We start from the raw sequence: 13109 nt of genomic DNA, 5'->3' as shown, positions 1-13109 counted from the left end.
CAACAGGTATCAGCAAGCCTATGTATTTGGGTATCAAGCTTACGGGTTTATTACTTTCCGTTTGCCTGATCATCCTTCTCACGGTAGTGGGTATTATGATTGGTCCTGTAGGGCAGTCGTCAGCTCCCCAAGGCAGCTTTCAAATGATCTATTATGTACAATCATTGGTATTCTTTGGCTTGCCTAATGCCTTCTATTGTAGTTGCTTCCTGTTTGCAGCGGCGATTTGGAAGCAGAAGGCCAGCATTGTTTATGTGACTGGAGGGGGGCTTTTCATCTTTTATTTTGCAGCCTCCATTGTAGGGAATTCTCCGTTAATGGCTACATCGGCCCTTAAAACCGGTGGTGCAGGGTTATTTTCTACGTTAGCTGACCCTTTTGGCGTAGTTCCCTTTTTTGGTGAAACTAAGGTTTGGTCCGTATGGCGTCGCAATCACGAGCTATACCCATTAACAATAACCTTTTGTGCGAATCGCTTACTATGGACAGTGATAGCCGTTGCTCTATTGGGTTTTTTGTATAATCGTCATGAATTTCAAATCCATGACGATACACCAACCCACCAACCTAACCTACGTACCGAGAGGTATAAGAAAGTAGCTTACAGGAATGTAGCCACGCAACCCTTGGGGGTTTATTATTTTTTTGCAGCCTTATGCTCCCAAATACGGCTTGAGCTGAGCTTTCTATTCCGGAAACAGCAGTTTCTGGTTCTGGCCGCCTTGTGGATCTTTGTGTATAGCGTAGAATTAAAGGAAAATCTATTCCACGGGCCGTATAATACTCGTTTCTATGTCACTACGGCTTTAGTACTAGAACAGCTGTTACCGGTACGTCTAGCACTTTTACTATTAATTTTTTATGCGTCAGAACTCATATACCGGGAGCAGGACACGAGAATGCAGGCCATCGTTATGTCCACGCCTGCCCCTAAATCACTATTTTTTCTGTCAAAAATCGCTGCTTTGGCCACCGTCATTGCCATAGTCATTAGCTTGAATATTTTAATTGGTGCAGGGTGGCAATGGTTTACAGGGGGCGAATCCATTACTTGGATATCTTATCTATCCCTGTATTATTACAGCGGCTATCAACTGTTACTTTTTGCTTTTTTAATCCTGTGTATCCAGACCTTTATTTCAAACAAATACCTGGGAATGCTCTTAAGCGTGGTGGTCGTAGGAGGCAGTGTCTTTGGTAAGACGTTAGGGATCGATTCATATCTACTTCGGTTCGGTTCGGCACCCGAGTTAACGTACTCCGCCATTAATGGCTACGGGCATTATACTAAAGCCTATCATCTGTACATGCTATTTTGGACGCTTGCTGCGGGTTTGCTGGGTCTGTTTACCATAAGTTGGTGGCCTACCGGGAGGCAAGATACCTGGTGGAAAAGAATAAAAGAGGGAGTAAGGCAATGGGGTGCTGGGTTACGAGTAGTAGCTTGTTTGGGTTTGTTACTCATGATTAGCACGGGGCTGTACATCGTTCAAAAAAGCACCGGAATTGCTTTGGGTGCGGGTCGTACAAAAGATATGCTCTGGCAAAAGCAGTACGAACAAAAATACAAACCAGAGGCCGGGGGGCAACAACCCGTCCTTACAGCCATCAAGATTAAAACAGACCTGTATCCAGACCAGCAGCGGTATATTGTATCGGGTACTTATATAGTAAGGAATGAATCCGATTCTTCCCTATCAAGTCTCTGGTTTGGCGTTGATCCCTCGGTAACGAACCTAAAACTTTGGGTTGCGGGAGCCATACAAACCAAGGCTGACAAAGATTTTGGTCAGTTTTTTTATCAATTGAAGCAACCTTTGCGGCCAAACCAGCAATGGGCGATCGGATTTTCGATGGAAGTAAACCGCTCTGGATACCATTTGTTTGATAGTGAAAATGCAGTAGTAAGCAACGGGAGCTACATCGAACTGGAAAAGTTTCTGCCGTTTTTAGGTTATAACGATAGACTAGAACTAAAGAATTCGCAGGACAGAAAACGCAATGGATTGTTGCCTAGAACGGTAAACTCTAAAAATGATAAGTGCTATCATTTAATTCAGTTGGACCATACCGTTTCAACAAATGCAGACCAACAGGTAGTAACGGTCGGAACCCTGCAAAAATCCTGGCAAAAAGGACAGCGGCGGTATTTCCATTATAAAACCGAGCAACCGATACAGCCCATGTTTGCCCTCAGCAGCATGAAATATGACGTATGGACGCAGACGCAGAACGGAATTACCTTTCGGATTTATTACCACCCTGGACAGACCCAGAACCTGCGGGCTATGATGCAAGCCATGCAAGAGGCCATGAAATACGGAGGTAAGCAATTCAGCAAGTATCCGCTCAAACAGATCACGTTGGCTGAGATTCCGGTCTACCGCGGTGCCGCTACTGCTTACCCAAGTGTTGTTTTTAGCCAAGAAAAGTACAACTTCCTCGTTGATGCCAGAGACACCTCTCGCCTGAATATTTCTTATGCAACTACTGCTCACGAAACAGCACATCAATGGTGGGGCTATACCATTCGGCCGCAAGCTGGTGCTGGGGATGCCTTTTTAACCGAATCGCTTGCAAAATATACAGAGGCAGTGGTGGTGGAAAAAAGCGTGGGCAAATGGAAATTAAGCCAATACCTTCACTCTGATAATGAGCTGTATTTTAGTTTGAGAAACGGGTCGGGCGAACCAGAGCTACCCTTGGATCGAAGCTGGGAGCAGTTCTATGTCCATTACCAGAAAGGTGGATTGGCCATGTATTCGCTTCGGGAAAGGTTAAGTGAAAGGTGGGTAAATAGTGCCCTGAGAAGGCTTATTGCTAAACATACGCCTCCGAATGTTAAACCCTTACCTGAGGACTTGATCAGTGAGTTAAAATGGAAAGCTACTCCTTCGCAGCGAACGCTAATTGAGGAGCAGCTTGAAAAAGTGGTGATTTACGATAATCGCATTCAGATCCACTCCTTGACCCCCTTAACTGGAGGCAGGTTCAGGGTACGTTTGCTGGTTACTGTTTATAAAACAGACGAATCTCAATCCATACCCAAGCCCCTTCCCGCTAATGATTGGGTGGATATAGCCATCTTTGGAAGGCAACAGGGTGAATGGGATTCGAATGCTAAACCTATCTATTTCCAAAAGCTCCGCGTGGTTAAACCTCAAACGGTAGTTGAAATAACGTTAAATCAAGAGCCTAAAGCAGTAACATTGGACCCATTGGGCTACCTATTGGACACTAATCAAGAAAATAATACCGCTGTTTTTAGCAGTAGTGATTACAAATGATTGATAAGAAAGCATTCCTATTAACCGCCGCTGGGGTTGTCGGCCCTATTGTAACAACAACCCCAGCGGCGGTTAATAGGGGTAGCCCCGGTCTGGATGGACCCGGTCTGGATAGATCCTTATGCAGTCGCTCGGCTCTGCCGAGTGACTACCTAGCTGTAGGCCTCTGGCCGGTAGGACGCGAGGTGGTAGATGATCCGAGCATACCCTTCCCGACAAAAAAGGCTTACTAAACTCGGACAGACCCAAGCGACGCGAGGCTCTCGACAAAGTTAGTCCCATTTCTACAGAAGCTCTCTCCCTTCGTTCGAGATGACAGATGAGGAGTTTAAATAGCCTAACAAGGATAAAAAATAAAGGATCAGGCTAAAACGAGGGTAATATTCGTGTGTTCGGCAATGATTGTAACTAGTAAGTCAAAGTAAGTCTGGCCATGACCGCCTTCCAGATCTTGTAACTTTTCCTGGAATAACGCTTTATTATAACTAGAGCCAGGTTGCAATTTTTGTTCGTAATACGCTTTAGTTATGGCATAGCCGAGGCCCAGCCGACTTTTCTCAGCATTTTTCCAGATCAACTCTACTTTTTTAGCTTCTTTGGCAATACCATACCCGCCGTAAAGTAAGTCATCGAAAGCGTCCAGACTGGCTCCTAATTTCCAGTCTTCTTCAGCCATGAATACCCGATTAATTTCTTCGTAAAACGATTCAATGTCGTGGATATGCTCACCATCGATAGTAACCTGTATAGTCATTGGGGAAAGGTATAAGAGTAATCGACCGAATCTGATTTGGATTTTGTAGCCTAAATAACTTCATTTATCCATTTAGTTGAATAGTATCGTCGTAAAACCCTAACTATGTTCTGAGCTTTCGCGGAATCGGTATTACTTGTGGCTCGTTCCGTGAAAAGATACAGATTTGAATAATTACATTAACGCTAAATGCGGGCTGGCAACATGACTAAGCGATTAACATTCCTATCGATGATGGGGTGGGCATTATTGATGGTGTACACAGTAGTAGGGCAGAAGGCTCCTTCAAAAACCCCAAACATCGTTCTTTTTTTCATTGATGATTTAGGATATGGTGATTTATCCGTCACCGGAGCTTTGGGGTACAAAACACCAAACCTGGATCAAATGGCGGCAGAAGGTACTCGCTTTACCAACTTTATGGCAGCACAGGCGGTATGTAGTGCGTCGAGAGCCGCTTTACTGACGGGTTGTTATCCGAATCGGGTAGGGATTCCAGGGGCCTTAGGGCCAGAGTCGCTCATAGGTTTGAATCCCAAAGAAGAGACTATTGCCGAATTACTGAAAGCGAAAGGCTATGCCACTGGGATTTTTGGTAAATGGCATTTGGGTAGCAGACCGGAGTTTTTGCCCTTGCAGCAGGGCTTCGATGACTATTATGGCGTGCCTTATTCGCACGATATGTGGCCCCTGCATCCCTGGCAGAAACAGGCGAATTACCCGGCCCTGCACTGGATCCAGAATAATACGCCCGGTAAGGAAATAAAAACGCTGGAAGAAGTAAGTGAACTCACGCCAACCATCACGGAAAAAGCCATTGGGTTTATCAAGAAAAACAAGAATAAACCCTTCTTCCTGTATGTGCCTCATCCCTTACCTCACGTGCCGTTGGCCGCTTCCAAACGATTCAGAGGCAAAAGTGAAAAAGGTATTTTTGGCGATGTGTTAATGGAACTGGATTGGTCAGTAGGGGAGATACTGGGGGAGCTAAAAAGGCAGGGGCTGGATAAGAATACCCTGGTCATTTTCACGAGTGATAACGGCCCCTGGTTAAATTACGGCGATCACGCGGGTTCGTCGGGAGGATTTAGAGAGGGGAAGGGTACTTCTTTTGAAGGCGGTCAACGCGAGCCGACCATTATGCGTTGGCCGGGCGTTATTCCTGCGGGTCGCGTTTCAAATCAATTGCTTTCGACCATTGATATTTTACCCACACTGGTGAAATTGACCGGAGCCCGACTTCCTGCGGAAAAAATTGATGGCATTGAATTCGTTGACTTATTAAAGGGGGATGATGCCCAAAACCCACGCCAAGAATTTCTCTATTATTACCGGAAAAACAGTTTAGAGGCTGTTCGCAAGGGTAACTGGAAGTTAATCTTCGCCCATCCTGGTCGGAGTTATGAAGCTTTCTTACCCGGTAAGGACGGTCAACCGGGACCCACTTCTGAAACTCATGAATTCCCTAAAGCTCTCTATAACCTCAGTCGCGATCCTGGCGAGCGATACAATGTGCTGGAACAAAACCCGGATATAGTGGCAGAACTAGAGAAAATCGCGGAGAAAGCCAGAGAAGATTTAGGGGACGATTTACAGAAAAAAGAAGGAAAAAACAGACGAGCACCCGGCGTAGTGGAACGGAAATAAATGGTTTCTTATCAACTTGAACCTAGAAGAGAAAGCTTGGTTTAAAAATGAAGTGGGAAGCCGCTTTACTTAAAATTAAAGCGATAGTTCATATAGAGCTCGTTCAAATACATGAATTATATACTAACCCGTTGTGGGGATTAAATTGTACTTCTGGAGTTGTTCGGTAAGTATGATATGCGTTCCTGTGGACTTAGGTGAATAGTAGGGAGGCGGGTTAAAACTCAATGGTGTGTAAATGAACACTGCTCTAAATGTTCTTTAGAGCAGTGTCGAGCGAGGACTATATTACTTACTCATTTTTTAATTTAATCGGATAATTCAATACCCAGCGATACAAAGGATAAATTGTTAACGCAATAATTAATAATAATGTCAACCTTTGACCTATTTGCTCTTGTCCGAAAAAACTTACTACGGTAGATTGAGGCAAAAAAATCATATCTATTACTACTAAAAGCCCTACATACACTAAAAAGCTCTTGAGTTTGTCTTGCCAAAGTGGATAGTGATCTAAAACACGACAAAAGGCAAATGGATGAATAGGACATAAGACCAAAGTTCATATGCTAGCAATAGAATCCATATTAATTAAAGCCATAGCTATGGGGATGGTCGCCTACATCGTATACGGGTAAGGGTTTATTGATAGACCATATTCGTTTGATTATATACCAGCCATAATTTACGTATAAACTGGCTACTAAAGGATAGATGATTACAGCATACCTAACAACAGTAGATTGCGTCCTGCTTTAGTGATTGGTTGCTTTTTAATAATCATTGGATAGCGTGCTGAATATGGCTAGTTAACTGTATACTTAAATTAGGGGTATAGAAGATGCATTACGCTGAATCAACCTTACAGATTTATGGATAATTTAAGTGGATTCTGCAATTTTGTTATTTTTCTTTTGGTTTAGGTTGATTGTAATATCTGATCGCTTGACTGACTAATAATGTTTTATAATTTTGTTTATGTTAAATAAAAAAACATCTTCAACCCTATTCCACTTTATAAATACCCACTGAAAGCTAGAATTAAGACTTCGTTTTTCGTAGAAAGAGAATAATTAATAGAATACATTCGATCCCATACACAAAAAGCAGGGCCCGAATGTAAGGCATATTGTCTGGGTTGGAATAATAATATAAGCCCACCGTTACCATAAAACAGGCGAAGACCGTGAGCGGAGCTTTCCAGCTAGGACGGTTGGGCGATTGAAGTATGTTAATCGCGTAAACGAAGAGTAAAGACTGTACTAGAATGAAAATAAAAAGGCTTATGACGGAGCCTAACTGGTATAAAAAATTCATGTAGGGAAGTCTTGCTACTTTAGGTAAAGTTAATAAAACAACCTATTGTTTCAGGGTTTCGGTTCCGTCAGGGGCATCATCTTTCAGTGCTACGCCAGTCAATTGCAGACGAAAAGCCTGTTGAGTCAGGTACATAAGCTTGTCTACGGCAAGGTTAATACCTAATCCCTGCGGACGAATGTTGGAGATACAATTGCGGCGTTCGTCGGTCAAACCGGGCTCTGGTGCGTACGTTACATACGCTCCCATGCTGTCTGAGGAACTCAAGCCGGGCCGTTCTCCAATCAGTTGGACGACCATTTTGACCTGAAGTAAAGTGCCAATTTCGTCAGAAATAGCTACGCGAGCCTGTTGGACTAAAACCAATGGACTGAAGGTGAAACCCTGGGCCAAGGCTTGTGCCCGAAAAGCCCTAGTCAAAGGCCAGGCGTGGGTATTTACCGCTGAGGCCGATAGTCCGTCAGCAATGACGATGGCAATATCGGCTGGTTGTAAATTAGTTGCTGCTAAATTTTCCCGGGATTCTTCCTGTAGCTGACGTCCTAAATCGGGTCTTTGCAGGTATTCGTCGCGGTGAGCGGCTTTGCTTTTCAGGAGAAAGAACGGTAAGTCATATTCCGTAAATTTTTCCATGAAAAAATGGGTATCCAGGGAAGAATACACCGCGTCTTTGGCATGAGCATGAGCAAGTTTGAAGGCCAGCGATTCCCGCAGAGGAATGGAAACACCCGTACGACCCAGGGCGATGCGGGCCTGCGTGAATGTTTTCAGACTTTCCCATCCGTCGGGCGAAACCGGACTTTTTTGTAGTTCATTCATGACTCAAAAAATTGTCGATATAACGTTTGTGAAGCTCCCGATTCAAGCCTTTTCTGATCCGCTCCCATGATTCCCTGCTGCAACAGCCAGGCCTCAAATTCGGGTGCGGGACGAAGTCCTAATGCCCGCCGTAAGTATAAGGCATCGTGAAAGGAAGTAGACTGGTAATTCAGCATAATGTCGTCGGCTCCGGGAACGCCCATAATGAAATTGATGCCTGCTACTCCCAAGAGCGTTAACAGCGTATCCATATCATCCTGATCGGCCTGGGCATGGTTGGTGTAACAGATGTCCATACCCATCGGCAGACCCAGTAATTTCCCGCAGAAGTGATCTTCCAGTCCTGCCCGGATGATTTGCTTTCCATCGAAAAGGTATTCCGGCCCAATGAAACCAACGACGGAGTTGATCATAAATGGCTTAAAATGACGAGCAACGGCATATGCTCGTACTTCGCAAGTTTGCTGATCGACGCCGTGATGAGCGTTGGATGACAAGGCACTCCCCTGCCCCGTTTCAAAATACATGACATTCGAGCCAACCGTTCCCCGATTCAGGGCTAAACCGGCCTCGTAAGCTTCCTGTAATAAAGCGAGGGTAATCCCAAAACTGGTATTGGCCTGTTGAGTTCCGGCAATCGATTGGAAAATCAGATCCACTGGAACCTGTTGTTCCATAAGCGGGATCGTAGTAGTGATATGACTCAACACGCAGCTTTGTGTGGGCATATCAAAGCGTTGCCGAACGTCGTCGAGCATACGCAATAATCGGGTAACGGCAGCGGGACTATCAGTGGCTGGGTTAATACCAATCACGGCATCACCACTGCCGTATAATAAACCGTCGATAATACTGGCGGCAATTCCTTTGGCATCGTCTGTCGGGTGATTCGGCTGGAGACGAACGGACAAGCGACCTTTCAAACCCAGCGTATTACGAAAGCGGGTAACGACTTCGCATTTTTGAGCAACCAGAATTAAATCCTGATTTCGCATCAGCTTTGACACCGCTGCGACGATTTCGGGGGTTAACCCAGAGCTAATCGTTTGTAAAAGCTCTGGCGTGGCGTCGTCACTTAATAACCAGTCCCGCAAATCTCCGACGGTAAAATGACTCATGGCCGCAAAGGTGTGTGTATCGTGCGTGTCGATGATGAGTCGGGTTACTTCGTCGTTTTCGTAAGGAATAACCGTTTCAGATAAAAAGACTGGTAACGGAACGTCCGCCAGAGCCATTTGAGCCGCAATTCGTTCTTCATACGTCTGAGCCCCAATGCCCGCCAATCCGTCTCCCGACCGAAGCGGACTAGCTTTAGCCAGTAACTCCTTCAGGTCGGCAAAGCGATAGGTAAATCCCCGAATGGTACATTGATAACTCATAAGGAGGATTGAGTCGGTTTTTTCTGGAAACGATAGATTAGTAAAATCAGAAGTAATCCGCCGAAAAAGAGCAGGGTTAACAGGCTGTAGAAATACACCATTGCTAGTAAAGCCAGTAACGCAAGGGCAAAAGCGATAGCCGGGAAATACGGATAGAAGGGGGCTTTAAAGGGCCGATTCATACCGGGTTCGGTTTTCCGCAGACGAAACAGCGTTAACATGCTTACGACGTAAACCACCACCGCTCCAATCGTGGAAAGAATAACTAACTTACTGGTGTCCAGCAATAAAAGTGCCAGGATGCCTAATCCCGCCCCGACCAACAAAGCCACGTAAGGTACCTGTCGTTTCGAACTGACTTTCGCTAAAGACGCCGGTAAATATCCCTGTCGGGCCAGTGCGAACATCTGCCGGGAGTAGCTGATAATAATGCCGTGAAAAGAAGCGATGAGTCCGAATAGGCCTACGCTGGCAAACAGCTTGGTTAAGGGATTATTCTGTCCGAGTATCAAACCGATGGATTCGGGTAAGGGGTAATCAATGGTGGAAAGTTGCTCCCAGGAAGTAATACCGCCCACAGTAATCATTACGGCCAGAGCGAGTAAGGCCAGCGTTAACAGAGCAGAAATATATCCTTTGGCCAGAGCCCATTTTTCGTCTTTAACCTCTTCCGCCACCATCGCAATTCCTTCCAGACAAACGAATAACCAGATGGCAAAAGGTAAGGCGGCAAACACACCCGCCCAACCAAAGGGGAAGGGATTATGCAGGAAGTTACTCATCTGAAAATGAGGGGCCGCCACACCAATGAATAGCAGCAGTTCGGCAATGGCCAGAACCGTCATGATGAGCGAAAACCAGGCTGCTTCCTGAATGCCCAGCAGATTAATTAGCGTGAAAATGATATAGCCCGTGATGGCCGCCGGAATGACGTCAATGCTGGGATAAAGAAAGTGCATGTAACTGCCCAGAGCCAGGGCAATGGCTGGGGTAGCAAAGAGAAATTCGATGAGTGTGGCGTAACCAGCAATGATGGCTCCCCAGCTCCCAAAGGCTTTCAGGGCGTAGGCAAATGGGCCACCCGCATTGGGGATGGCGGTAGTTAATTCCGTAAAACTGAAAATGAAGGTAAAGTAAAGGACGGTGATAATCAGCGTGGCGATTAACAGACCTAGGGTTCCGGCCACTCCCCAGCCCAGATTCCAGCCGAAGTATTCGCCCGAGATGACCAGCCCAACGCCAATGGCCCACACGTGAACGGGACTTAATGCTTTCTTTAATTCTGACATAGTTTCAAATGGTTAAGGGAAGGTATAAAATAAAGGAGAAGTATTTATCTATCTTGCCTAATAAAACTTAGGTAAAATTAATAAATACTTCTCCTTTGTTTTAGGGATAAAGTAATAAACTTAACTCATAGCCGGATCACTGAAGCTGGATTTCCCGGTTTCGATATGACCTGCGTAGCGGTAAGAAACACCCTGAATTGCTACGCTGAAGTCATACCAGTGATGGCTTTTCTGCTGATTCAAGGTTAGTTTCTGGGGCTTGTTACTGAGCTTTTTAGTCTGCGAGGCCTGCCCGTAGGAGTGGTCGGTAATGGTTGCGATCTGACCGTCTTTTCCTGAGAATGTTACGAGTAGATTACCCGTAAATTCTTTCTTCGCTGACTGCTCATATGCACAGTGGACCTGGAGATTCGCAACCCCAGCCGCACCTTTAAATTCTCGATAAAAACCGTTCGGTCCATAGACCCGGAAGTAATAATTTCCAGAAATCGGCCAGTGATCGGTTAACGCATCACCCGCCGCAACGGTATAATGACGGATGTTGAAATCGTTTTCGAGGATTTCGTAAACCGTGAAAGGAGAACCCGCTGGGCCCAGGGATTTCAGCGTTAATACAAAATCATTGCCATTTACTTGGGCATCCGCATAGAGTTCGTAAGGTAGGGCATTGGCCGGACGTGTGCCCTTTTCCTGACGCGGGTAATAAACGGAAGACTTCGGATCTTTCAGCAGTTGCTGAATTTCAGTCTCTGAAAACGCGTGAAAATTGGAAGGTAATCCTTTGAACTGAGCCGAGTGAATTTGCTCAATAAATGCGTTTTTATTGACCGGTTGTGGTAAATCCATTTTCTCTCCGTGAAAAGGACGGAAAACCGAAGTTAAGTCGCCGCAAATCGTCCTTCGCCAATCGCTGATGTTTGTTTCCCGAATGGACTTACCTTTTTTATGACTCAAAAAGTTTTCCAGGAATTGAAGAACGGAGGTATGGTCAAATACCTCGGAACATACAAACCCACCCCGACTCCAGGGCGAAGCAATGACAAGCGGAACGCGGTAGCCCAGACCAATGGGGCCGGAACGGGGATTTTTTTCCTTTGCCTCCTGTTCTAGACTAACAAATTCCAGGGTTGTGTCAATCCCTTTACTGGTCTTACCCGTTTCTGGACGAGTCGGATGAGCCGGAACAAAAGGCGGCAAGTGATCGAAATACCCGTCATTTTCGTCGTAAGCCAGGATGAAAATGGTCTTCTTCCAGACGTCAGGATTTTTCGTTAGAATATCCATTGCTTCTGAAATATACCACGCCCCATACCAGGGAGCCGTCGGGTGATCGGAGAAGTTTTCGGGAGCCACCAGCCATGAAACCGTGGGTAAGGTCTTGTTCTCTACATCCGAACGGAACTGGTGCAAAATATCGCCTTTCGGCAGCATCGTTTCGCGTTGAGTGCCTTTGTCGTCGTAGGTAAGCTTGGTTACTTTACGGTAGTCAGGATCGTTTACGTTGGTGGTAAAGGCTTTCCAGTGAAGATTTTTTTCTCGTTCTGAAAGCTTGTCAAAGGCTTCAGGCGTCCACTTGGCATGATCCTGTTTGGCGATCTTGAGCCATTCGTTCAGGCGGGTTAACTCCTGTTTGGTTCTTTTGTGAGCTTCAGAACCAGCCGTTTCCTGCTGAAGTTTTTTCTCTAAATCCGTTATTTTTTGCGGAGCTTCCTCAATAAATTTTGTGAGATACGCATGATAAGCCGGGTGAAAACGTACCTGAAACTGACTGAACCATTCAATGGGGTTATCGGTGAAGTTTGCTAACCAGCTTTCGGCTTCACCTTCCAGGCCGCTTGGTAGGCTGATTTCATTCTGATAAATCTTCCAGGAAATCTGTTCATCCTCTAATCGCTCAGGGAAGGTTTTCCAACTGGCTTCTTTTCCATAATCGACGTTACTATTCCAGACGTTAGCCCGGCTTTCGGGATGACGTGGATCGCGGATGGTTCCGGTCCACAGGAATAAACGGTTGGGCGTAGTACCCGTTTGGGACGAACAAAAATTATGGTCACAAACGGTAAAGGCATCCGCCAGGGCGTAATAGAAGGGCAAATCCTCACGCGTGTAATACCCCAGTGTGAGGGGCATAGAAGCAAAAGCTTGATTACCTGATTTTTTAGCCTGAAGCCATTTATTGTATTTCCCGCCGTTAAAAGCCTCTACCTGATCGCCCCAGGAGTGCGGCAGGGAGTTCATCCAGGTGGCTTTGGTGTCCTTCAGATTCAAACGGAAAGGAGCATACGTTTCACCTTTGTCATTGGTTTGCAGCCAGACGGGACGTTTATTGGGTAAATCAATGGCTCGAGGATCATTGAAACCGCGAACGCCCCGCAGGCTTCCCAGGGCATGATCGAACGAACGATTTTCCTGCATTAAAATGACGATGTGTTCGGCATCAAGGTAGCTAGTTCCGGCTTCTGGATCAATGGCAAGGGCCTTTTGAATGGAAGCAGGAATAAGCCCGGCGGCAGCTAATAAGGAAGCTTTTTTTAGAAAATCTCGTCTGGAATCCATCATTTGAAACGACTGACTAAGTTAAAAGCTCTTACCAGGTTGGTAATCTAAAGAATTGGTA

9 protein-coding genes are annotated in these 13109 nt (G+C 45.7%); 3 read left to right on the top strand and 6 right to left on the bottom strand.

From position 1 onward, the window contains the following. Positions 1-95 precede the first annotated feature (95 nt). Together QE390_RS22310 and QE390_RS22305 are read left to right on the top strand one after the other, a co-directional pair. The gene (locus tag QE390_RS22310; protein WP_307144010.1) at positions 96-3287 is read left to right on the top strand and encodes a M1 family aminopeptidase; all 3192 of its coding nucleotides are present in this window, start codon (positions 96-98) and stop codon (positions 3285-3287) included. Further along, on the top strand, positions 3284-3520 hold the full coding sequence (locus tag QE390_RS22305; RefSeq protein WP_307143946.1) for a hypothetical protein: 237 nt from the start codon (positions 3284-3286) through the stop codon (positions 3518-3520). Before QE390_RS22310 ends, QE390_RS22305 begins: the two co-directional genes overlap by 4 nt. A gap of 128 nt (positions 3521-3648) precedes the next feature. Here QE390_RS22305 and QE390_RS22300 read toward each other — a convergent pair whose 3' ends face one another. Further along, positions 3649-4041, bottom strand: coding sequence for a barstar family protein (locus QE390_RS22300; protein WP_307143945.1), 393 nt, complete (start codon positions 4039-4041; stop codon positions 3649-3651). A gap of 234 nt (positions 4042-4275) precedes the next feature. On the opposite strand from QE390_RS22300, the gene QE390_RS22295 reads away from it, so the two are divergent. Continuing rightward, positions 4276-5688 carry a sulfatase gene (locus QE390_RS22295; protein ID WP_307144009.1) on the top strand — a complete coding sequence of 471 codons (1413 nt, stop codon included), beginning with the start codon at positions 4276-4278 and terminating at the stop codon, positions 5686-5688. 1041 nt (positions 5689-6729) lie between these two features. Here the strand turns inward: QE390_RS22295 and QE390_RS22290 are convergent. The 5 genes from QE390_RS22290 to QE390_RS22270 all read right to left on the bottom strand — a co-directional run bounded on the left by QE390_RS22290 (position 6730) and on the right by QE390_RS22270 (position 13051). After that, on the bottom strand, positions 6730-7005 hold the full coding sequence (locus QE390_RS22290; protein WP_307143944.1) for a hypothetical protein: 276 nt from the start codon (positions 7003-7005) through the stop codon (positions 6730-6732). A gap of 42 nt (positions 7006-7047) precedes the next feature. Next, complete coding sequence (gene eutC, locus QE390_RS22285) at positions 7048-7824, bottom strand: ethanolamine ammonia-lyase subunit EutC (RefSeq protein WP_307143943.1); 777 nt, start codon at positions 7822-7824, stop codon at positions 7048-7050. Further along, positions 7821-9203 carry an ethanolamine ammonia-lyase subunit EutB gene (locus tag QE390_RS22280; protein ID WP_307143942.1) on the bottom strand — a complete coding sequence of 461 codons (1383 nt, stop codon included), beginning with the start codon at positions 9201-9203 and terminating at the stop codon, positions 7821-7823. The genes eutC and QE390_RS22280 overlap by 4 nt, the downstream gene beginning before the upstream one ends. After that, positions 9200-10492 carry an ethanolamine permease gene (eat, locus tag QE390_RS22275; RefSeq protein ID WP_307143941.1) on the bottom strand — a complete coding sequence of 431 codons (1293 nt, stop codon included), beginning with the start codon at positions 10490-10492 and terminating at the stop codon, positions 9200-9202. Before eat ends, QE390_RS22280 begins: the two co-directional genes overlap by 4 nt. Before the next feature lie 120 nt (positions 10493-10612). Beyond that, positions 10613-13051: a phosphocholine-specific phospholipase C gene (locus QE390_RS22270; protein ID WP_307143940.1), complete on the bottom strand. Its 2439-nt coding sequence runs from the start codon at positions 13049-13051 to the stop codon at positions 10613-10615. Positions 13052-13109: the final 58 nt, after the last annotated feature.

The sequence above is a fragment of the Siphonobacter sp. SORGH_AS_1065 genome, assembly GCF_030818595.1.
Lineage (GTDB): Bacteria > Bacteroidota > Bacteroidia > Cytophagales > Spirosomataceae > Siphonobacter.
Note: the sequence above shows the minus strand (reverse complement) of the source record. Positions and strands in the feature narration are given on the sequence as shown.

Excerpts from the sequence above, each read along its gene's own strand:
- QE390_RS22270 (WP_307143940.1), bottom strand. The coding sequence starts at position 13,051 with ATGATGGATTCCAGACGAGATTTTCTAAAAAAAGCTTCCTTATTAGCT.
- eutC (WP_307143943.1), bottom strand. The coding sequence starts at position 7,824 with ATGAATGAACTACAAAAAAGTCCGGTTTCGCCCGACGGATGGGAAAGT.
- QE390_RS22290 (WP_307143944.1), bottom strand. The coding sequence starts at position 7,005 with ATGAATTTTTTATACCAGTTAGGCTCCGTCATAAGCCTTTTTATTTTC.
- eat (WP_307143941.1), bottom strand. The coding sequence starts at position 10,492 with ATGTCAGAATTAAAGAAAGCATTAAGTCCCGTTCACGTGTGGGCCATT.
- QE390_RS22295 (WP_307144009.1), top strand. The coding sequence starts at position 4,276 with ATGGGGTGGGCATTATTGATGGTGTACACAGTAGTAGGGCAGAAGGCT.
- QE390_RS22310 (WP_307144010.1), top strand. The coding sequence starts at position 96 with ATGATTGGTCCTGTAGGGCAGTCGTCAGCTCCCCAAGGCAGCTTTCAA.
- QE390_RS22305 (WP_307143946.1), top strand. The coding sequence starts at position 3,284 with ATGATTGATAAGAAAGCATTCCTATTAACCGCCGCTGGGGTTGTCGGC.
- QE390_RS22280 (WP_307143942.1), bottom strand. The coding sequence starts at position 9,203 with ATGAGTTATCAATGTACCATTCGGGGATTTACCTATCGCTTTGCCGAC.
- QE390_RS22300 (WP_307143945.1), bottom strand. The coding sequence starts at position 4,041 with ATGACTATACAGGTTACTATCGATGGTGAGCATATCCACGACATTGAA.